The organism is Clostridium aciditolerans (genome assembly GCF_016316925.1).
Classification (GTDB): Bacteria; Bacillota; Clostridia; order Clostridiales; family Clostridiaceae; genus Clostridium_AM; species Clostridium_AM aciditolerans.
Map to the genome: position 1 here is coordinate 260,219 of NZ_JAEEGB010000006.1, position 23,812 is coordinate 284,030.

Annotated in this window: 15 protein-coding genes; 3 read left to right on the forward strand and 12 right to left on the reverse strand. The window is 32.2% G+C overall.

The genetic code is table 11. The annotated features are described in order from the left end of the window. Positions 1–2 precede the first annotated feature (2 nt). The 3 genes from I6U51_RS06860 to I6U51_RS06870 all read right to left on the reverse strand — a co-directional run bounded on the left by I6U51_RS06860 (position 3) and on the right by I6U51_RS06870 (position 3,977). Positions 3–1,037 carry an ABC transporter permease subunit gene (locus I6U51_RS06860; protein WP_211141932.1) on the reverse strand — a complete coding sequence of 345 codons (1,035 nt, stop codon included), beginning with the start codon at positions 1,035–1,037 and terminating at the stop codon, positions 3–5. Continuing rightward, positions 1,034–2,656, reverse strand: a complete 1,623-nt coding sequence (locus I6U51_RS06865) for a sugar ABC transporter ATP-binding protein (RefSeq protein WP_211141933.1) — start codon at positions 2,654–2,656, stop codon at positions 1,034–1,036. Before I6U51_RS06865 ends, I6U51_RS06860 begins: the two co-directional genes overlap by 4 nt. A 115-nt stretch (positions 2,657–2,771) precedes the next feature. After that, a complete protein-coding gene (locus I6U51_RS06870) occupies positions 2,772–3,977 on the reverse strand; it encodes a DUF3798 domain-containing protein (protein ID WP_343069559.1) in 1,206 nt (401 codons plus the stop codon). A gap of 277 nt (positions 3,978–4,254) precedes the next feature. Here I6U51_RS06870 and I6U51_RS06875 point away from each other — a divergent pair, with 277 nt between their 5' ends. Then, a complete protein-coding gene (locus I6U51_RS06875; RefSeq protein ID WP_211141934.1) occupies positions 4,255–5,385 on the forward strand; it encodes a hypothetical protein in 1,131 nt (376 codons plus the stop codon). Between the two features lie 160 nt (positions 5,386–5,545). Here I6U51_RS06875 and glgD read toward each other — a convergent pair whose 3' ends face one another. From glgD to glgB, 6 genes are all read right to left on the reverse strand, one after another. Next, complete coding sequence (gene glgD / locus I6U51_RS06880) at positions 5,546–6,661, reverse strand: glucose-1-phosphate adenylyltransferase subunit GlgD (protein ID WP_211141935.1); 1,116 nt, start codon at positions 6,659–6,661, stop codon at positions 5,546–5,548. 36 nt (positions 6,662–6,697) lie between these two features. After that, positions 6,698–7,849: a glucose-1-phosphate adenylyltransferase gene (locus tag I6U51_RS06885; protein WP_211141936.1), complete on the reverse strand. Its 1,152-nt coding sequence runs from the start codon at positions 7,847–7,849 to the stop codon at positions 6,698–6,700. Between the two features lie 52 nt (positions 7,850–7,901). Then, positions 7,902–9,773, reverse strand: a complete 1,872-nt coding sequence (locus tag I6U51_RS06890) for a glycoside hydrolase family 13 protein (protein ID WP_211141937.1) — start codon at positions 9,771–9,773, stop codon at positions 7,902–7,904. Between the two features lie 152 nt (positions 9,774–9,925). Further along, a complete protein-coding gene (locus I6U51_RS06895) occupies positions 9,926–12,361 on the reverse strand; it encodes a glycogen/starch/alpha-glucan phosphorylase (RefSeq protein ID WP_211141938.1) in 2,436 nt (811 codons plus the stop codon). Between the two features lie 70 nt (positions 12,362–12,431). Continuing rightward, entirely contained in the window at positions 12,432–13,859 is a 1,428-nt protein-coding gene (gene glgA, locus I6U51_RS06900; RefSeq protein WP_211141939.1) for a glycogen synthase GlgA, read from the reverse strand. Beyond that, positions 13,859–15,913, reverse strand: coding sequence for a 1,4-alpha-glucan branching protein GlgB (glgB, locus tag I6U51_RS06905; protein ID WP_211141940.1), 2,055 nt, complete (start codon positions 15,911–15,913; stop codon positions 13,859–13,861). Before glgB ends, glgA begins: the two co-directional genes overlap by 1 nt. A 346-nt stretch (positions 15,914–16,259) precedes the next feature. On the opposite strand from glgB, the gene I6U51_RS06910 reads away from it, so the two are divergent. Then, entirely contained in the window at positions 16,260–17,168 is a 909-nt protein-coding gene (locus tag I6U51_RS06910) for a chemotaxis protein CheW (RefSeq protein ID WP_211141941.1), read from the forward strand. A gap of 224 nt (positions 17,169–17,392) precedes the next feature. Here I6U51_RS06910 and I6U51_RS06915 read toward each other — a convergent pair whose 3' ends face one another. Both I6U51_RS06915 and I6U51_RS06920 read right to left on the reverse strand, forming a co-directional pair. After that, complete coding sequence (locus I6U51_RS06915; protein ID WP_211141942.1) at positions 17,393–19,219, reverse strand: ABC transporter ATP-binding protein; 1,827 nt, start codon at positions 19,217–19,219, stop codon at positions 17,393–17,395. A 17-nt stretch (positions 19,220–19,236) separates the two neighbouring features. Then, on the reverse strand, positions 19,237–21,039 hold the full coding sequence (locus tag I6U51_RS06920) for an ABC transporter ATP-binding protein (RefSeq protein WP_246517136.1): 1,803 nt from the start codon (positions 21,037–21,039) through the stop codon (positions 19,237–19,239). A gap of 863 nt (positions 21,040–21,902) precedes the next feature. On the opposite strand from I6U51_RS06920, the gene I6U51_RS06925 reads away from it, so the two are divergent. Further along, positions 21,903–22,748 carry a TerC/Alx family metal homeostasis membrane protein gene (locus tag I6U51_RS06925; protein ID WP_211141944.1) on the forward strand — a complete coding sequence of 282 codons (846 nt, stop codon included), beginning with the start codon at positions 21,903–21,905 and terminating at the stop codon, positions 22,746–22,748. Positions 22,749–22,773: 25 nt separating this feature from the next. On the opposite strand, the gene I6U51_RS06930 is transcribed toward I6U51_RS06925, so the two are convergent. Then, positions 22,774–23,511, reverse strand: a complete 738-nt coding sequence (locus tag I6U51_RS06930; RefSeq protein ID WP_211141945.1) for an MBL fold metallo-hydrolase — start codon at positions 23,509–23,511, stop codon at positions 22,774–22,776. Positions 23,512–23,812 lie beyond the last annotated feature (301 nt).

The window sequence follows — 23,812 nt, forward strand, 5'->3', positions numbered from 1 at the left end:
TTCTACCTCGCTTTCCTAGTAAGGGCATATACTATCATCCCATTTGATACAATAATTCTTAAAATTTCAGAAACATCTATGCTGATTGCGCTGTTGATTACTGAAGGAGTCATTGTAAGTATACCTTGGAACAATATAGTTCCAATAACGACATTGGCAATAGACGCTTTATTTACAGAAGCCCCTCCAAGGAGTATAGCAGCTACAGAAGGAAATACAAAGGCAAGTGGAGCATTATACATTTGTATAAAGCCAAAGCTCTGTTGATAAACTATCATTCCTATAGCTGCAAGTACAGTAGAAAGAACAACTGATACTGTTCTCATTTTATCTACATCTATGCCTGCAGCCCTTGCAAATTCCGGGTTAGAACCAACGGCAGTTATTGCAGTACCTATTTTGGTCCTAAAAAACCCCCATACTAATAAACTCATAAAAATAAAGAACAATATCATCCCTGTTGGAATTATAAAATTATTCGTTATTTTTATTTTTAAAAAATCACTGATCTGGTGAAACCAGTATTCCTGAACACTTATTGTTACACGAAGACCTTCTCCTTTAAATCCCAGTACACTTGCGGGATTTTTGAAAGGAAGTACTACCCATAACATATTCATAAAAAATACGAAAGAATAACCTACATATGTAGCAATAATCATTTCGTCTCCCTTGACTTTATTTAAAAGTTTACCATATCCATATCCTAAAATCACTGCTGCAACTATAGCAATTCCAAAAGCCACTAGTATTCCAATCATACCTGTTAATTTAAATTCTAAACTCATTACTGCACCTAAAAGCCCTGCAACCAATCCTACAGGGATTCCAAAATTCAAGCCGCATCCAGACTGTATCATAGGTACCATAGCTAAAACAAGTATTGCATTCATTCCAAAACGAACTATAACATCATTTAAGGACATATCCTCTTTGACACCAAAAAACGGTGCTGCAATAAACAATGATACTAAAAATAATCCAATGATAATACGTGGCCATCCAAAATTCTTTATAAAATCTTTAATCCTATTCATAGCTTTTCACCTTCTTCAATCAAATGATGTTCACCTGACATAAGCAATCCAAAATCTGCCGCTTCAGCATTAGGAGATAGAATTCCCGATACCTTCCCCTCACTTACAATGGCAATTCTATTACATATAGACTTTAATTCCTCAAGCTCAGATGATACCATTACAATTGTGGTATTGTTTTCTGCATTATATCGTCTTAGAGAGTCAAGTACTAGCTTTTTTGCTCCAACATCTATACCTCTAGTAGGCTCGGATACAAATAGAAGGCTTGGCTCAAGTGCAAAGGCCTTAGCAAGACATACCTTCTGTTGATTCCCGCCAGAAAGCTGTCTAGTATGCTGCTTCTCACTAGTACATTTTATTTCTAAAGACTTAATGTACTTTTGTGCGCATTCCTTCATTGCCTTGTCATCACGCCATTTAATTAATCCACCTAAAAACCTCTTAAGAAATTTCTCTTGAATCTGCATTGCATCAAAAGCAATGTTCCAATCAATAGGCTCATCTAGTAAAAGACCTACACCTCTGCGATCCTCTGATACAAATGCCAATCCGCTTTTTAATGCGTTAAAGGTTGAATTTAGCGGCAGTGACTTATTATTAAAAATAACTTCTCCATCAGCTGCAAACAAACCCAGTATTCCATTTGGTATTCCAAGTTTACCTTGTCCAGCTAGTCCACCTACTCCAAAAATTTCACCTCTTTTTACGCTAAATGATACATTCTTTACTGTTTCTCCTGGCATATCAACCCAAAGATTTTTTACTTCTAGTATTATATCTTTATTATTATCAGTAGCATCAACAAATTTTATTTCTTCAGATTTTTTATTATCAACATCTCTTCCTACCATCCATTCAGCAATCTGTCTCACACTTACACCTTCAACAGGTCTTTCAACTACAACTACACCATCCCTTAATACTACAAGTGAATCACAGGCTGATGTAACCTCGTGCAATCTGTGTGAAATGAATATTATAGAAACACCGAGGTCTGCAAGTCTTCTTATGGATTTTAAGAGTATCTCTGCTTCTGATTCAGTCAAAACTGCTGTAGGTTCGTCTAATATAAGTATTTTAACCTTTTCTCTGTCAATCTCACGTGCAATTTCAATAAACTGCTTATGTCCCACTGGCATTTCTGAAACTAGTGTATCAGGATTAAGCTGGACACCTAGGGTTTCAATTGCCTTTTGAGCACTTTTTCTCATTTCCTTCATATCAACAGTTTCAAGTCTTTTCCCAAGTACCTTTGATATTACGTTAGATTTAGTTTTTTCCATATTTAATAGTATATTCTCTGTTGTTGTAAAACCAGGTATAAGAGAAAACTCCTGGTGTACCATTCCAATTCCTGCTTTTAAAGCATCAATAGGATTTTTGAAATTTATCTTTTCACCATCTAAGTATATTTGTCCTTCATACCCTCCTGTTTCCGCAATTACAGTCATTCCAAAAAGTATTTTCATAAGTGTTGATTTACCTGCACCGTTTTCCCCTACTAAAGCCAGTATTTTACCTTTTTCTAACGAAAAATTAATGTCTTTTAATACCTTGTTACCTTCAAATTGTTTGCTGACACCTTCTACCTTTAACAATAAGCTCTCATTTGACAATTATTTCACCTCTTATCATGCGAATCGATATATCCATATTTTATAGACATAGGGTTCCTAAATAAAATTTTAAGCTAGGAACCCTATATTTTAATCTCTTTTTATATTGTCATTGTTATTTTATATTTTTATATTTATCAGGAACTACTTCTTTTGTTTGACCTAAGTAACCCTTTCCAAACACATATGTGTCTTGATATAGCATAATATGATTTTTCTTTTCTGTTCCAGTTGCTCTATCTATATAGTATGAACCGTTCCATGATGCTCCTGGGGTGGATTTTTCATAACAAGCCATTAAATCTTTAAAGGAATCTTTCTGTGCTTTTCCTTCAATTATTCTCTTAGCAAATTCAGCAAGTGCCTCTGTGGAAGCATAGTTATATGAATAAGCCCATGTTCCCATTCTTCCGCTACCACCTTTAGAAATTACAGTTTGTTCAACCTTTTTAAGTATTGCAGGCCAATTTCCAGCTTCAGCTTTGAGGTCAATTCCGAATGCACCAGGATACCCCATTATTGGAGATGGAAGATCAGGTTCTACAAATATTGCGCCTAGCTCAGCAACTTTCTTTAAAAGAGGTTCTGTTTGTGCGTCGTTTGTACAGAAGAAAGCTGTATCTTTTCCATACTTTTGTACCCATGATGGCATCTTCTCAAGTATGAACTGCTGTGCACCTGGAATTCCAACGTCACTCATTGGATCTGGGGCTGTTTCAAAAGCAAATTTTAATCCTAAATCCTTACAGGCTTGTTCCATTATAGTTTTTCTTAAAGATAAAAGCTCAATGCTCATATGTCTTGGGAATGAAATGTGTACAAAGGTTTTTGCTCCCATCTTCTTTGCTGCGAGAATCATTAAGTAACCGCGGTTTACATTATCTGCATTTATTACTAGATCAGAAGCAGCTTCTACCATGTTAGTATCTTCCTGTGGTTCCCCTGCAAATAAAAGTATGTCCGGTCTTCTTTCTCTTATCTTCTTAAAAGCTGCAACTGTGCCAGGAACTGACTGATTAACGATAATAGCTTTCATATCCGGGTCATCTGCAAGTCCTGCAATCTGGGCTATAGTTGTTTCCTGTTCCTGCATGAAATTATCTGGATAAGTAACATGTTTTACTATTCCACCTTTGTCTACATCGCCATACTCTTTGATAAATGCCTCAGCACCACGCAGCTCATCCTCCGATTGTGCCACCGTACCTGTCACTATACCGATATGAAATTTCGCTTTTTTAGAATCTGAGCTTGTACCTCCGCATCCAGCCAATCCTAGAGCCATTGTTGCTGTAAGAATTAATGCTAGTATTTTTTTCAAAACATTCCCCTCCTAAAATACGTTTTTTATATTAGTTTGAAAAGCGAAGCTTCTCAATTACTAATCACCTATAGCTCTCCCTCGATACCTATTCCATTATATTTATATTTAATTATGACTAATATATTCTAAAATTATCCAAATATTCATATTTTCATTAGCACTTTTTATACAGCATTTTTAAAGATGCCTAAAGTAATAAAATCTTTAATTTTATGAACATAATGAGAAAACATGCATATAATAAATCGATGTAGTGTTTATTAGGAGGATAATTGTGAATAAAGATTATCAATTTACAGATTTTGTGCCTTTTCAGTATCCTGCAATGTGTCCAATGATGATGTATAGAATGGGGTATAGAATGGATGATCCAGAAATGGAAAGAAAAATTAAACCTCCGGCTCAACCTATGCCTCAACCGCAGCCTATGCCTAAACCAAAACCTCAACCTATACCTCATCCACAGCCTATGCCTAAACCAAAACCTCAACCTATGCCTCAACCACAGCCTATGCCTAAGCCAAAACCTCAACCTATGCCTCAACCAAAACCTCAACCTATGCCTCAACCAAAACCTCAACCTATGCCTCAACCAAAACCACAGCTTATGCCACAACCTACAAAAGAATTAAACATACAAACCAAAATACAACCAGCAAATATGGAATTAAATATTCAGCCTAGTATGCAGCCTCAAAGTATGGGATTAAATATTCAACCTAGTATGCAACCTCAAAATATGGGATTGAATATACAGCCTAGCATGCAGCCTCAAAACCTGGAATTGAATATTCAACCTAGTATGCAGCCTCAAAGTATGGGATTAAATATTCAACCTAGTATGCAACCTCAAAATATGGGATTGAATATACAACCTAGCATGCAGCCTCAAAACCTGGAATTGAATATTCAACCTAAGATGCAGCCTCAAAATATGGAACTAAATATACAGCCAATGATACCGCCTACTAAAATGGAGCTTGATGTACAACCTAAAGTAGAAGCACAAAGTATGGAATTAAATATAAAACCTAAGATGGGATCAGTAGTAACTGAACCAATAAAACTACATTTAAAGATAGAACCTAAAATGGAACCAACAAAAATGCAATTAAATATTCAACCAATAGTTCAGCCGGTGAAACAGCCAATAATGATGCAGCAGCCTATGATGAAGCCTATGATGTCATGTTATATGATGCCATGTTATATGATGAAACATCCATTCCATATGATGAAGTATCCATGTCATATGATGAAACATCCATTCCATATGATGAAACATCCATGTCATATGATGAAACATCCATTCCATATGATGAGTCCAATGGCAATGCAGCATTCATCGATGTATCCTGGTGCAGTTTCTCCAATGTCAATGCAGCATATGCACAGTTGTAAGTAATTTTATCTTAGTAGAGTTTTTTGCCTTTACAAACATAAATAAGAATAAATAATGGAATATTGAAAGTTTTTCTTGAGAGTGTAAAAAGTATCAATAGAAAAGAAAATCACCATGAAATTTACATGGTGATTTTTTGTTGATATTCTTTTATGATTCCTTATTAATATTCTTTTCTACCATCTTTCTCTACCACAAGAGGAATAGTCATATCACCCTTTAACTCTTGATTATCACTTATAATCACATATTTGTCTGTGATAATATTATTCAGCCTACCATTTTCTCCTATAATTGAATTCTGGAGAATTATGCAATTTCTAAGCTCAGCTCCTTTAGAAACCTTAACTCTTCTAAAGATTATGCTATTTTCTACTGTTCCTTCAATTAAGCACCCGCTAGCTATTATAGAGTTTTTAACTATACACTCATTATTATATCTTGCAGGAATTTCATCATTAGTCTTTGTATATATAGGCCTTTCCTGTGAAAAAAGCTCCTTATTTATTTTGTGATCTAATAAATCCATGCTTGCCTTGTAGTAGGTCTTTAAAGAATTTATACAAGCTAAATATCCCTTAAATTCATGGCTTCCAACCTTTAATTTATCTAAGGAATTGTATATATATGATTTCACTTTTCTGTAGAAACCTGTACTTATACATTCATTAATTATGTCTATCAAAAATTCCTTTTTCATTATATAAATTCCCATGCCAATATTAGCATTTTTCTTATTGCCTATGTTTTTCCCAACACTCAGCACAGTTCCTTCCTCATCTATGTTTAAAGCCTCGCAGCCACAGAAATTTTCGTCTGCATCTCCTACTTTTTTATACACCATTGTTATATCACAGTCTGACTCTATATGATTCTTTAATATAGATTTAAAATCAATATTACATATCATATGAGAAGAAGCAAATATAACATATTCTTGTTTGGCTCTATATAGATATTCTATGTTATTTGCAAAATTAGTTATATCATCTATGCAAGGATCTGTAGTGGTGAAGTTGAAAAATCTTAGTCCATCTATTTTTCTGTTTAAATCCCAAGGACGGCCGTTACTCAAATGATCCATTAAAGACCTGGATTGCATCTTAGAAAATATTCCTATACTTTCAACACCTGCATTAGTTAGATTTGATAATATAAAATCTATAATTCTATATCTTCCTGCTATTGGAATAGAAGCTAAAGGTCTATTTCTTGTAAGCTCTTTTATTTTATCTTCATTTTCGTCTAAATTAATTATACCCAAACAATTTTTTAACATAATACCCCTCCTGTAAAAATCCCTTAAATTTTCACTTTATTCTCTTGCAACGATGGACCCTGCTTTTATATCTTCACTTCCACCTATTACAGTGACTTTCTTTCCATCACCAATAATACAATCTCTCCTTATAGTTACATTACTTCCTACAATGGCCTTATTTATGATTACGTTATCTCCAATTTTGGTATCTGGCATCACTACAGAGTTTATTATTTTAGAATTTTTACCTATGATGACTCCTGAGAATAATACGGAATTACTTACCTCCCCATAAATTTCACAACCATCTACAGAAAGACTATTTTTAATCAATGCATTGGGTCCTACATATTGTGCCGGTCTAACGTGGTTCTCGGAATATATCCTCCAGCTCCTATCATGCATGTTTAGCTCGTTATCTTCTCTAAGCAAGTCCATATTTGCTTCCCACAAACTTTCTATAGTACCTACATCTTTCCAATATCCTTGAAAAGCATAAGCATACATTTTCATGCCTTCATAAAGCATCTTAGGTATTATGTCTTTTCCAAAGTCGTTGCTGGATTCTTTGTTATGCTGATCTTCTCTTAAAAATCTCTTTAAAAGCTTCCAGTTGAATATATAGATTCCCATAGATGCTTTTGTACTCTTAGGATTTTTAGGCTTCTCTTCAAATTCATATATTGATCCATCTTCATTGGTATTCATAATGCCAAATCTACTTGCCTCTTCTAAAGGTACGTCTATAACTGCTATAGTAGCATCTGCATTTTTTTCTTTGTGATATCTCAGCATATTCTCATAATTCATTTTGTATATGTGGTCTCCAGATAAAATCAACACGTATTCTGGATTATAGCTATCTATAAAGGAAATGTTTTGATATATTGCATTTGCAGTACCTTTGTACCAGTCCCCTCCGCTTTCTTCTTGATAAGGTGGCAGAATATATACCCCTCCATCTCTTCTATCAAGATCCCAAGGGCTACCTATACCTATATGAGAGTTAAGCACTAAAGGCTTGTACTGTGTTAATACTCCTACAGTATCTATGCCTGAGTTAGAACAATTACTCAAAGTGAAATCAATTATCCTATATCTTCCACCAAAAGGAACTGCAGGCTTTGCAAGTCTTTTTGTAAGTATGCCTAATCTTGAACCTTGACCGCCTGCCAATATCATTGCCACAATTTCTTTTTTTAACATATAGCACCCTCTCCTCATGAACCAATTTATTAGGAATATTAAATATATAACTTTATATAAACTTGTATATTTTGGTCTCCAACGGGTTTATTTTTACATGTTCTGAAATTATATCTTTTTCTACTAACTCTTCATCTAATAACTTATTAATATCTATGCTCAAGTCCTCAATATGCTGATAACCTTCAAGTCCTAGAGACTTTAATCTGATATTATAAGATTTCTCTTCAGACTTATTTATTATTATTATTGCTTTTGTCTTACCATAGTTTCTTTCATAACAAAGTATATCTTCATTTATGTCGTGGAAGCTTAAATCTCCCTTGATAAAAAACTCATGTTTTTTTCTTAGCCTTATAGCTGCTTTGTAAATGTTATAAATATCTATATTTTCATGTTCCCATGGATAAGGTTTTCTATTTAAAGGGTCTTTACCACCTGTAAGCCCTGCTTCATCCCCGTAATATATAAGTGGAACTCCTGGTATGGTCATTTGAATGGATAGAGCCATAATAAGCTTGTACATATTTTTTCTATTATCTTTATCTATTGAAGTTAAAATTCTTTCCGTATCATGAGTACCTAGTATATTTAAATTGCTATAAAAACACTCTATAGGATAATTTTCATAAAGACTCATGATATTTCTTATAAAATCTGCTGCAGTAATTTGTGAGTTTATAAAGCTAATTACTAAATTTCTAAAAGGATAATTTGTTACTGAATCCAATTCTTCTCCGAATAAATATTGTCTTTTTCTTGAGTAACTTATTTTGTTAGATGCATCTTCCCAGACTTCTCCTATTAATACGGAATCCTCCTTAATCTCTTTGATATGAGATTTAATTAATTTTATAAACTCATCTGGAAGCTCATCTGCTACATCCAATCTCCATCCACTAGCGCCAAGCTTCATCCATTTATTAATTACAGAATCTTTATCTTTTATTATAAAATTTATATAATCTTCATTCATCTCATCTATGCTTGGATGATTGTCTATCCCCCACCAACATTCATATTTATCTGGATATTCACTAAATATATACCACTTATAGTAGGTCGATGATTTTGATTGATATGCTCCTAAGCTTGGATAATTCCCAAATTTATTAAAATATATGCTATCTGACCCTGTATGATTAAAAACTCCATCTAATATTATCTTTATTCCTAATTGCTCTGCTTTATGGCAAAGTTCTTTAAATATATTTTCATCGCCAAACATAGGGTCTATAGACTTATAATTAGCTGTGTCATATTTATGATTGCTGGAAGCTTCAAAGATTGGATTTAAATAAATTATATCCACACCTAAATTCTTTAAGTATTCTAGTTTCTCAATAACTCCTTTAAGATTCCCACCATAAAAATCCCATCTAACTACTTTACCACTAGCATCTCTTATATACATTGGCTCATCTTGCCAGGTTCCATATATGAAGCTGTTCTTTTTAGGGTTATCTACTTTTCCATCTTTATTGCCATTTCTAAATCTATCTACAAATATCTGATATACTATACCTTCTTTAAACCATATAGGAACTTTAAAGTCTTTGTACACCGTTATTTGATAGCTTTTCGGTGAGTTTTGATAAACTCTTCCTTCTCCTCCTAAGACATCTAAATTATTGCCATAATATATAACCCTACAATCCTTATAGAGTTTAAAATGATATTTTATTAATCCCTTGTAGTCTTCTCTTATATTTATTTCAGTAAAATAATTATATAGCTCTTCATTAATTTTTTTTGAAGAAAGTTCTATATCTTCTTCTGTTCCGTCAAAATATATAAGAACTAGTTCCGCTTTGCTAAAATTCTCTGCCTCTAAGTTTATATAAACTTTTTCTCCCGATTGTACTGCTCCAAAGGGTTTTCTGAACTTCTCTTCCCATGAATTATGTTTTATATAGTAGTCCATAAAAGTCACCTCTCATTTAAGCAATCGCTCCTTTATGGTTTCTAATTAATAAGGTCACCTTATACAAGGGATACATTTACATTATTGAAAATACATTTAAAAGTGTTTATCTTGCAAAAGATGTAAATATATCCCAACCTGTGAGTTAAGTGCTAAAGATTCTTATATAAATATCCTGAACCCCATATACCTGTAGCATATTCTTGTATTGTTCTATCGCTAGAAAATACACCAGAATGTGCTATATTAATAGCGCACATAGATTGCCACTTTGAAGAATCTCTATATAAACTATCTACCCTCTTCTGTGCTTTTAAATAGGAGTCAAAATCTTTAAGCACAAAAAACTCATCATTATAGGTGATAAGGTGTTCATAAATGGATTTGAATTTTTCTTTGTCACTGCAATAGAATCCATTTACTATATCCTCAGTAACTTGCTTTATTCTATAGTCTCTATTAACCATATCCCAGGCTGAATAGCCTCCTTTATGATAATAGTCTAGAACTTCTTTTTTCGTCATACCAAAAATAACTATATTTTCGTCTCCAACTTCATCTCTTATTTCTATATTTGCCCCATCTAATGTAGCTATTGTAATTGCTCCATTCATCATGAATTTCATGTTACTTGTACCTGAAGCTTCTTTAGTGGTAGTTGATATTTGTTCACTTAAGTCTGCAGCCGGAATTATGGCTTCAGCTACGGAAACTCTATAATTTGGGACAAAAACCACCTTTATTTTTTCATTTACCCTTGAATCATTATTTATCTTATTAGCCACGGCATTTATAAGCTCAATAGTATTTTTAGCAAGATAGTATCCCGGCGCTGCCTTACCTGCGAATATGAAGGTTCTAGGAATTATATCTAAATTAGGGTTTTCTATAAGTCTTCTGTAAAGTTCCATTATTCTTAAGCAATTCAAAACCTGCCTTTTGTAAGCATGAATTCTCTTAACTTGAACATCAAATAAAGAATTTGGATTTATAGAAATTCCTTGATTAAATTTCAAGTATTCTGCAAGTTTCTTTTTATTAGAAAACTTTATATTCTGCAGCCTTTCTTGAACTATCCTGTTACCTGCATAAGCTTCGAAAGCCTCCATATCTGTAGGATGCTTTATAAAACTATCTCCTATAGTTTCTTTAAGAAGATCTGTAAGCTGAGGATTCGCTCTCATAAGCCATCTTCTATGGGTTATTCCATTAGTTTTATTGTTAAATTTTTTAGGATAAAAATAATAAAGATCAGCCATTTCCTGTTTCTTAAGTATCTCTGTGTGAAGTTTAGCCACACCATTTACGCTATGGCTTCCTACTATAGCTAGGTGTGCCATCTTTACATAGCCATCGGATATTATGGCCATTTTACTGATTTTATCCCATTGTCCAATATATTTATTCCAAAGTTCTTCACAAAATCTTCTGTTTATTTCCTCAACAATCATATAAATTCTTGGCAATAAACTTTTAAACATTTCCACAGGCCATTTTTCTAAAGCTTCTGCTAAAATCGTATGATTTGTATAAGATATTATATTAGTAGTCATTCTCCAAGCTTCATCCCAACTAAAATTCTCTTCATCCATAAAAATTCTCATTAGCTCTGGAATAGCCAAGGTAGGGTGGGTATCATTTATGTGTATAGCTATTCTTTCATCTAAATCCTTTAAAGATCCTACATGAGTTCTAAAATGTCTTATGATACTTTGAATTCCAGCAGATACAAAGAAGTATTGCTGCTTTAATCTAAGCATTTTTCCCTCATAAAAACTATCATCAGGATATAAAACCTGTGATATAGCCTCTATAGAATTTTTGTATTCTATAGCCTTTAAGTGGTCTCCCCTACTAAAAGAAGAAAAATCAAATTCGTCATATAAAGGCTCTGCACTCCAGAGTCTTAAAGTGTTAACCACTTCATTTTTATAACCTATGATAGGAATATCATAAGGAACTGCTAAGACAGGCTCATATTTAGTATGGTTAAATTTTATCTTACCATTTTCGCTGAACATATCTACTTTTCCACCAAATTTAACTATTTGAGCCTTATCTGACTTTTTTATTGCCCACACATTACCATTTTTTAGCCACTCATCTGGCGCTTCTACCTGTGATCCATCTATTATCTTTTGTTCAAAAAAACCATACTTGTATCTTATACCGCAGCCATGTCCAGGTATATTTAGTGAAGCCATGGAATCTAAAAAGCAAGCTGCTAATCTTCCTAAGCCACCATTGCCTAGCCCTTGATCTTCCTCTAAAATCTCTAAGGCATCAAGATTTATATTTAAATCATTTAATGCTTCTTTGCATATATCTCTTATTCCTAGATTGCTCAAAGCATTATCTAACAATCTTCCAAGTAGAAACTCCATAGAAAAGTAATATACCTGCTTTTCTCTAGTGATGTCATACCTTTTATTTGTATTAATCCAGGTTTTGACTACATAATCTCTAGTAAGGCTTGCTAAAGCTTCATATTTGTTATAGTCTGTTCCTTCTGATAAGTCTTTTCCATGAATTTCTATAAACTTTTCTTCATAGTCTTTTTTAAAAGTTTCCTTATCTATTTTTAACATCTAATTCCTCCTTTTAGTCGGAACACTGGGTAATTTTGCTTGCTTTCCTTATATAAAATATTAAGATAGACTAAAGCATACTTTCATAAAGATTTTTATAGGCTTCAGCTGACTTATTCCAGCTATTATCACTTTCTAAGGCTTGAGTTACTATGCTTTTCCAAAGATTTTTATCTCTATAGAGTTGCAGTGCTGTTTCTATAACATAAAGTAAGTCATGGGCATTGTAATTAGTAAAACTAAAACCATTACCTTCACCAGTAAACTTATTATATGCTTTTACAGTATCCTTAAGTCCACCAGTTTCTCTTACTATAGGTAAAGCTCCATATCTTAAAGCTATGAGCTGACCTAATCCACAAGGTTCAAATAAAGAGGGCATTAAAAATATATCTGAAGCTGCATATATTCTGTGAGCTAATACATCATCAAAATATATATTGGCAGAGACCTTCTGTGGATACTTTTCATGAAGATATTTAAAATACTCCTCATAATCACTGTCCCCAGTGCCAAGTACCACCAGCTGTATGCCCCTATTTACAAGCTCCTCACCTATATGCTTTATTAAATCCATTCCCTTTTGGGCAGTAAGTCTTGAGACTATACCAATCATTGGAATTTCCTTATTTATCTCAATACCTAATTGTTCTTGAAGTTTCTGCTTATTAACTGCCTTATCTTTTAAATTATTTTTGCTATAGTTTTTGTATATAACGACATCTTTTTCTGGATTATAAATATCATAGTCTATTCCATTTACTATGCCTGATAAATCATTAGCTCTGCTTTGCAGAAGCCCATCTAATTTTTCTCCATAATAAGGGCTTTGAATTTCTTGAGCATAGCTTCTGCTGACAGTAGATACCTTATCACTGTAGTTTATACCACCCTTCATAAAACTTACTGCTCCATACAATTCTACACTGCCGTCTTTATATATATCATCACTGAATCCAAAAAGTTCACCTAATATACTTGCATCATAATTTCCTTGGAATAATATATTATGTATGCTATATAAGATCTTTATGTTCTTGTAAAAATCCTCTTTATCATACTGAAGTTTGTATAGCACTGGTATCATACCTGTATGCCAATCATTGCAGTGTATAACATCTGGCTTCCAATCTATCTCCTCTAACATCATAAGTACTGCTCTATCAAAATATGCAAATCTCTCTCCATCATCATAATGTCCATAAAGATTATCTCTAAAAAAGTAGTATTCATTATCCAATAGATAATATTTAACTGAATCTACATCACATTCAAATATTCCAGCATATTGATTTCTCCAACCTACAGGAACTGTAAAAGATTTTTTGAAAATTATACTGTATTTGTCCCTTAGCTTTATATTTTTATATTTTGGTATTACAACTCTTGCATCTATCCCTAAAGCTTTAAGATACTTAGGAAGAGCGTAGGCTACATCTGCCAGCCCTCCTGTTTTAATAAAAGGATCCGCTTCAGAGGCTATAAATAATATTTTCATTATTCCACTTTCCTTTCATTTTTGTCCTTTTTATTCACTACTTCCTTTATATCTTGCTTATTTCTTTTATTCTCATCATCAGTTATTATCTCTATTATTTCCTTATGTTTTTTATCATTTAATTTGTAAATTTTATTTACCTTAAGTATGACTGCAGCCATAGGAGGTACCTTAATTTTTATATGATATGGCTCTTTGTGCCAAGCTTTTTTCTCTGCATAAAGTGTACTCTCCATTGTTTGTCCTGATCCACCATACTTTTTGCTATCTGTATTTAAGAGCTCCTTATATTCCCCTAAGTATGGAACTCCAATTTTGTAATCGTAATATACCATAGGGGTAAAATTACATATAATGATTAAAGTTTCCTGTGGTACATTGGTTTTTCTCATAAAAATCAATATACTTTGATTAGAGTTGTCTGCATCAATCCACTTGAAGCCCTCAAATTTATAATCATAAAGCCATAAAGCTTTTTCTTTTCTATATAAATTATTTAAATCTCTAAAAAATTCCTGGGTACTCTTGTGTATTTCAAAACTTTCAATAAGCTTCCATTCTAATTCTTCATAATGTCTCCATTCTATAAATTGAGCAAATTCTGTTCCCATAAAGGTACTCTTTTTACCTGGATGAGTGAACATATAAGCCATAAACAATCTTAGTCCTGCAAACTTGTTCCAATAATCGCCCCACATCTTATCTATCAATGATTTTTTCCCATGTACCACCTCATCGTGAGATAGAGGTAATATGAAATTTTCTGAGTAATTATACATTATAGAGAAGGTTATGCGGTTATGATGATGTTTTCTATATACAGGATCTAAACTTATATATTCTAAAATGTCATTCATCCATCCCATATTCCATTTAAAATTAAAGCCTACTCCCCCTATGTCTGTAGGTTTGGTTATCATAGGCCATGACGTGGATTCCTCTGCAATCATTAATAAATTAGGAACTTCTTTAAACAAGGATTTGCTTAACTCCTTAAAGAATTCTATAGCCTCAAGATTTTCACTGCCCCCATTTTTATTTGGAGTCCATTCTCCTTCTTTTCTGTCATAATTTAAGTAAAGCATATTTGTTACTGCGTCTACTCTCAATCCATCAATATGATATTCTCTAAGCCAAAATAATGCATTTGATATAAGAAAATTCCTTACTTCTGGTTTTCCCAGGTCAAAATTAGCAGCTCCCCAGCCTCTATTTTCTGCCTTATTTACATCCTCATATTCATAGGTAGGCGTGCCATCAAATCTATAAAGTCCATGCTCATCTTTACAAAAATGTCCTGGAACCCAATCCAATATAACCCCTATACCTGTTTTATGCAGTGTGTTTATCAAATACTTAAAATCATCTATTGTACCATATCTGCTTGTAACAGAATAGTATCCAGTAAGCTGGTAGCCCCAAGAGTCATCTAGAGGATGTTCCATTACAGGCATTAGTTCTACATGTGTATAACCCATACTTTTCACATAGGAAGCTAACTTATCTCCTATTTCTCTATAATTTAAAAACTCTCCCTTTTCATCTCTTCTCCAAGAGCCTAGATGTACCTCATAAATATTTATAGGATTCTCATATATATTTTGAGAATTTCTATACTCCAGCCACCTTTTATCTCCCCATCTGAAATTTTTCCTTTTCACAGCATAAGAGGCAGTATTAGGTCTCTTTTCACTATAAATTGCATATGGATCCGCTTTTAAAACCTTTTTGCCGCTCTTTTGAGTTATTTCATACTTATAAATAAAATTTTCTTTTAGTCCTGGTACAAATAGGCTCCATAAGCCTTCATCATTCAATCTTTTAAAAGAATATTCTTTTTTAGATTGCCAGTCATTAAATTCTCCAACTACCCTTACTTCTGTAGCCTTTGGGGCCCAGACAGTAAATCTTACTCCCCACCTTCTGTCTTCTTTTACATAATGCGCTCCCATAAATTTATAACAATTATAATGGGTTCCTTCATGAAAAAGGTGAATATCGTAATCTGATATAATAGTTCTGCTCTTTTCATAGATTTTATTTTTCACTCTCATACTTCTCACCTCTTTTTAAGAAATTTATAAATATTTCTACTTGTTCATTAATTCTACAAAACCTTTTTTATACCTTCTAAAAATAGTACAAATATTCATAATTGAAGCTTTTCAGTGGAATCTTATGCTGAAAATGATTACTACATGCTTTATATAGATATTTCAAGCTATAATGAAATATGAGATTACTAAGAAAATAAAAACATGAAAAATATAGAAAAACAAACTAATTTCACGTATAATTTATACAAAGGTAAAGCTTATTTTTAATGAAAAATATTTTCTGTAATTTTTAAGTTAAATCTAGATCTAAATATAATTTAAGCTTAGAAAAGAGGTTGAAATCGTGGAAACAAACATTTTATTAGAAAGTGGAACTGGAGAGGTCGAAATACTTGAATTCGTAATTAATAACAAACACTATGGAATAAATGTAATAAAAGTAAAAGAAGTGCTGGAAACAGACAACTTAACTAAACTACCTCAAACACCTCCTACTATTGCTGGACTTATTTTAAATAGGGATGAAATTATAACCCTTGTAAACTTAAAATATGTATTGGAAAAAAACTCTGAGGTATCTAAACAGAACACTATAATACTATGTGAATTTAATAAATCTAGAGTTGCTTTTAATATTGATAGAGTAGTAGGAACTCATAGAATAGGATGGGAAAAAATAACTAAACCAGATAATCTATTTGCTGATTCTTTAGTTATAGGCAATATAATACTTAATGATAAGATACTTTTTTTATTGGATTTTGAAAAAATAGTTACCGATATAAATCCAAAAGTAGGTATAAGTGAAGAGAGAATTGAGGATGTTGAGTATAAAGATAGATCCAATATTAAACTTATGCTAGCAGACGATTCTTTCTTAATAAGAAGTTTATTAAGAGATACTTTAACAAAGGCTGGCTTCAGTAATTTAAGTTTTTTTGATGATGGTGAACAAGCCTTAAATTATTTATATGACCTTGTAGAAGAAAAGAAGGAAAAATTTATTGAGGAAGTACAAATACTTATAACGGATATAGAAATGCCAAGAATGGATGGTCATACACTTACCAGAAAGGTTAAAGAACATAAAATATTAAAAAATCTTCCAGTAATAATTTTCTCTTCATTAATTACCGATGATTTATCTCATAAAGGAGTATCTGTTGGAGCTGATGCTCAAATGAGTAAACCTGAAATAGGCAATCTAGTAAAATTGGTAGACGAGCTTATGATAAAAAATAAAGCTCATTAGTATGTCTATATAGGGTTTCAAACTAGAAAATTGACTTACGCAAAGGGCTATGTTTCCAAAGCTGAAGGTAGATTTAAAAACTTTTATATGAAACTCCTCCTCCTTACGTCAGAGGAGTAAGCGATTCGCACAAAATCATAGATTTTGGCTCTCTGCTTAACGGACTGAAGCTTGGAAACATAGTCCGGGGTGTAAGTCAATTTTCGGCCTTATAACCCTATATATTATATTCTCTTACTTTCTAGTTCTTTTTCTTGAAGTAACTGATTTGTATATAATCTATAGTAGTATCCTTTTCTTCTTAACAATTCTTTATGATTTCCAGCTTCTATTATCTTGCCTTTTCTTATAACAAGAATTTTATCTGCTGATACTATGGTAGAGAGTCTATGGGCTATTATAAAGCTTGTTCTTCCTGATAGAGTTTTTTCTATAGCATTTTCTATCATTTTTTCTGTTTCTGTATCTATAGATGAAGTAGCTTCATCCAGTACAAAAATGGCTGGATTTGCTATAATTGCTCTAGCAAAAGAGATAAGCTGTTTTTCTCCTGTGGACAGATTTCCTCCTCCCTCTCCTACCTCAGTGTCATAGCCTTTTTCCATATCCATAATAAAGTTATGAGCGTTTACAAGCTTTGCTGCTTCTTCAATTTCTTCTTGTGAAGCATCAAGTTTTCCATATCTTATATTATCTTTGATGGTTCCGCTAAACAAATGAGGGCTTTGAAGAACATAACCTAAGTTTGATTGAAGCCATAAAAGAGATCGTTCTCTATAATCTTTTCCATCGATTAATATTTCTCCATTATTTGGTTCATAGAATCTACAGAGTAAATTTACAATAGTACTCTTCCCAGAACCAGTTTCTCCAACCAAGGCTATAGTTTCTCCTTTTTTAACCTTTAAATTGAAGTTCTGCAGTACTTTTTCTCCATTTTTATAAGAAAAGCTTACATTCTTAAATTCTATTTCTCCGTAAATCTTTTCCCAATTTTCTTTGTTCGGATTAAATAAGTCTCCGTAAACTTTCACTACATCTTTTTTGTCCCATATATCTGGTTCAGTCTCTACAAGGGTTATTATTCTCTCTGCTGAAGCCTGGGCATTCTGCAGTTCCGCTAAAGTTTCTGCTAATCTACTTAACGGGTCAAAGAACTGTATAGTATATGAAATAAACATTACAAAAGTACCATAAGTCAAAGCTTCCGTAATTACTTTATCTCCTCCGAACCAAAGGGCCAATCCTGTTCCTATGCTTCCCATGGATATAACTATAGGAAGAAATAGTGATGAAAACATTACTGCCCTTACTGCTGAGTATCTCATACTGTCGGCATCTCTCTTAAACTCTTTTAAATTTTCATTTTCACGTACTAAAGTCTTAGTAGTTTTTGCCGCTGCTACCTCTTCACTAAAGTCCGCAGTTATCTGTGAGTTTAATTTCCTAACTTTTCTGTAGGACTTTAAAATTTTCCTTTGAAAAAACATTCCTATGACAAATAGCACTGGAACTACACACATGCTTATAAGTGTCATTTCAACGTTGTAATATAACATAATAGCCAAGAATCCTATCATCATCGACACGGCCCACACCATATCAATCAATCCCCAAGATACTATTTCACTCAGCCTTGTTACATCAGATGTCATTCTCGACATAAGCCAACCAACTGAGGAATTGTCATAATAAGAAAAAGATAGCTGCTGAAGTCTTTTAAACCCAAGTTTTCTTATATGATAAGCCAGTTCCGTCTCTATTTTACCGGCCTGCATTATAAAAAGCTTAACATTTAAAGCTTGAAAAGCAAAAATTCCAAAATAAGCTATAGTGAAGGCTTTGAGTCCATCTGTGCTTTCCTTTGTGATAAAATTATCTATAGCATATTTAGTTAAAAGAGGAAGCACTGCATCTATTCCTGCTACTATAATCATTAGAAAAGCCATTATAAGAAGACCTTTCTTAAATTCATATAAATATTTAAAAAATCTTTTCCAAATACCAAGATTAAACTTTTCCGTTATTTTATATTCATCGATTCTTTCCATAAAAATCACCTCCTAAATTACTCATTACAAGCCACATTTTCATTCTCAAGGTTATCTACAGAGTTTTGTATTTCCCAAATTCTCTTGTATACACCATCTTTGTTTATCAATTCTTTATGGCTTCCTACTGCTTCAATCATTCCTCTGTTTAAGACAATAATTTTATCTGCATCCATAACTGTAGAAATTCTATGAGATATTATAAAAGTAGTAACACCTTTACTTTTTTCCTTTAACTTTTGCCTTATGATTTTATCTGTTTCCGCATCTACTGCACTTAATGAATCATCAAAAATTAATATAGGTAGATTTTTTATAAGAGTTCTTGCTATAGAAACTCTTTGTCTCTGACCACCAGATAAGGTAACACCATTTTCCCCTACTATGGTGTCATAGCCTCTTTCAAATGAAGTTATTACACCATGAACTGCTGCCATAGAAGCTGCAGTTTTTACCTCTTTATCATCTGCATCCAGCTTAGATATTTTTATATTATCTTTAATTGTTCTTGAATAAAGAAATGCTTCTTGAAGCACCATACCTATTTTGCTTCTTATCCACTTTCTTTCTATATCCATAAGCTCTACTCCGTCAATCTTTATAGATCCTTTATTATAATCATAAAGTCTTAATAAAAGGTGCACTAATGATGATTTTCCTGAACCTGTAGGGCCTACTACTGCCACTGTTTCTCCTTTATTTACTTTAAAACTTACATTCTTAATTACAGGAGTGTCTTCTTCATATCCAAAAGTTACATTTTCAAAGCATATTTCGCCCTTTATTTCAGGTTTTAAAGCTTTGCGCGTTTCTGTTTCTTGAGGTACATGCAGTATCTCCCATATCCTTCCCATAGAAACTGTCATCTTACCCATATCCGAAAGAATCCTTCCAAGCTGTCTTACAGGCCAGAGAAGCATTGTTTCATAGGTTATAAATACTACTAAAGTTCCAAGACTTATATCTCCATTTACTGTAAAATAAATACCTGACATTAATACTAAACCTATCTGAATTGTACAAAGGAAGTCTGATATTCCCCAGTAATTGGACATTAGATAAATTATTTTATAAATAGAATCCTTGTACTTCTTATTTTCTTTCTCATATTTTTCTATTTCAAAGTTTTGTCTTCCAAAGGCCTTTACTACTCTCACACCTGTTAAATTTTCTCTTAATACGGATGTAAGAACACCTTCCTGTTCATCAGCCTTTATAAAATTATGCTGAATTTTATTGAAAAATATTAAAGAAAATATAAATATTATAGGCACTATGCACATTGCAATTATTGTCATCTTCTTATTTAATGAACTCATCATAACAATGGCAAAGGTTACTATAAACACAGCTCTTCCTATCTCAACCATTTGAAGTGCAAAGAACTTTCTTACTGTATCTACATCAGAAGTACATCTTTGAATTAAATCTCCAGATTCTGATTTTATATGGTATTCATAAGGAAGTTTTTGAATATGATCATATAATCTAACCCTTATATTTCTTGCCATGTTTTCAGCAGCTTGCGCAGAAAGTTTTCCTTTTAAATAAAGAAAAATACCTCGTACGCAAGTTAAACTTACTAAGATTAAAGAACATATCCATAAGTTTCTTCCTAAAGTTTCTCTTCCTCCTAAAACTTGTACTAAATTTTCAACGGGTTTAGGAACATTTAAAGGTTTATTTCCTATTATAGAATCTATAGTAACTCTAATAACCATAGGCTCTACCATAGCTATAAAAGAAGCAATTCCAATAGATATTATCGCTATTGCATATAAAAGCCTGCTTCCTTTTGTTAGCTCTATAATCTTTTTCATCCTATTCATCTCCTTTTAACTGCCAATATAGAGTTTTAAGTTCCAAATCTATATTAGCCTGGTCAGGTGTAAAATATAGAATTCCAGCCATTGATTTTTCTTGTAATTTCTTTTTTGTTCATAATCATCACTCCTTTTTAAATGAAACTCCTTCTCCCTTTAGTCGAATGAGTACACGCTGTGTAAGCGACTATCACCAAATCAGCACTCTGTGTAAGTGACTATCACCAAATCATAGATTTGGGATATCTACTTAAGATTTTGGATGCCTACTTAAGATTTGGGATATCTGCTTAATCCATTCACACAAAATCAAAGATTTTGGTTCTCTGCTTAAATATAAAAAGCCGCAGAAGAATTTTTCTACGGCTTTCAGACAGAAATTATTATATATATATTGGGCATAGCTCGCCCAGCATATAAATAAGTAAGCAATATAAAAAGCCATAGGTATACAACCTATGGCAATTTTTCACTATAATTAATGGTAACTATTAAAAGTTAACTATACCAAGGTCGTATATATGTGTTTTATGTTGTTTTGCACTTGAACTGATTGCTAATAACATTAATCTTCTAAACATACTGACGACCTCCTTATTTTTTAATATTGATTAATACTACATTATCCATTCTATACCTAAATTTCAAAAAATTCAATACAATATTTAAAATTTATTCTTCCAATTTTGAAAACAAAAAATAAATCCAAAGCAAATATTCATGTTTTTTCTCTTATATATGTCTAATAAAAAACAAATAGTTGCAATTCTGCATTAAAATCATAAAACTCCGAAACAATATATACAGAAAGTGTAATTCATATATTGTTTCAGAGGTTTTTTATATAAAGGAGGCATAAAATGTCTACTAGAAAACATTTATTAAAATTCTTATTTATTACTTTAGTTGCTCTTATGGTCAATATAGCCATATGGTATTATATGGGTTCTGAAAAAGCATTAGAGTTCCTTGGCGGATATATTATAGAACTAAGTCTTAGTGTCGACAATCTTTTTCTATTTTTATTGATTTTTTCAAGTTTTGGAATTAAGCCAAATTACCAAAAAAGAATTTTAAACTATGGTATTATTGGTGCAATTATATTGAGACTTATATTTGTGGTATTAGGTATTGCCATTGTAAATAGTTTTAAATGGGTATTATATGTATTTGGTGTACTTCTTATTGTAAGTGGTTTAAAAATTATATTAAATAAAGATGAGGATGTATCTTTTGAGAATAGCAAATTAATTAAGCTTTTAAAAAAAATGATACCAGTTACAAAAGAACTTCATGAAGAAAAATTTTTTGTAAGAATAAATAGTGTTCTCCACGCAACACCATTATTCGCCTTATTATTTTTGATAGAAGGCTCCGACTTACTCTTTGCAATAGATTCAATCCCTGCAATATTTGCAATAACCACCAATCCATTTATTATATATACTTCAAATATTCTTGCAATATTAGGTCTTAGAAATTTATATTTTCTTTTAGAAAAACTACATAGTACTTTTGAATATGTAAAGTATGGAGTAGGTGTAATACTTATATTTACTGGTATAAAGCTTGGCATTTCATTTAAGTACCATATTCCTGTAGGAGTATCTATTCTTATTATTGTTTCAATCCTTGTGATAAGTATATTGATTTCCATATCAATTAATAAAAGAAGAAATCCTAGAAAAGAAGGCTCTGCCAAATAAGCAGAGCTTAATATTGTATTACTTCTTATTTCTTTGCTAGTTCTGCAATACACTTATTTGCATTATTGTTATATAGCCCACCATGATAACATATTACTGTTTCAATATCATATTCTGTAAGTTTTTTTAGAGATTTTATATTTAAATCCGCATCAAAATTAATAAAATCAGGAGCTTTTACAAGCACTCCATCTTCAACAGCTAAAATATCTCCAGCTATAAGAATTTTCAGCTGTTTAAGATACAGGCAAATGTGTCCTAAAGTATGGCCAGGAGTGTGAATCACCTCAATTCCTTCGCAGTAAGGAAGCTCTTCTCCATCAATTAATGTTTTATTTACATCTGCTTTGCGGCCTTTAAAGCCTGCTTTAAGTTTTTCATATATAATTTTCATGTCATCTGACAAAGAGTTAAAATTAGCTTCAAGTCGAGCTAATTTAATTGGTGTTTTTATACCGTTAATATATGCTTCCTCTTCTCTATGAGCAAGTACTTTCACACTGTTAGGTAGTTCTTTTATAATGCTAGAAAGGCTTCCAATATGATCAATATCATGATGAGTAAGAATTACCATATTTAGTTTATCAAATGATATACCTGCATCTTCAATTGCCTGGCGAATTTGAGGTGACTGTCCCGGATACCCAGTATCCACTAAAATTGATACGTCTTTATCATAAATCAATGTTGGATTAATAACACTCCTACTCCCCATAACATTGCTGGACACTTCAAGCATCTCAACACCATTAGCTATTTTCATTATTTCTTCTCCCTTCATAAATAAAATATTTTTCACAATAACTATTGACTTTTATGCTGTTATGTGTTATGATATCATTGTACAATTACGCTCAACAATTATACAATGTTTTCATATTTAAGTCAATAAATAGATTAAAAATAATATAAAACGTATACCTATTTTAAATAGATATACGTTTTAATATTTTTCAATCTTTTATGGATTAAATTTACCTATCATAACCTAATATAGAAATTTTTCACTTCAAATTTGAGTTTCTATATACTTTAATGGTATAATAAAAAACATCAGCAAATAT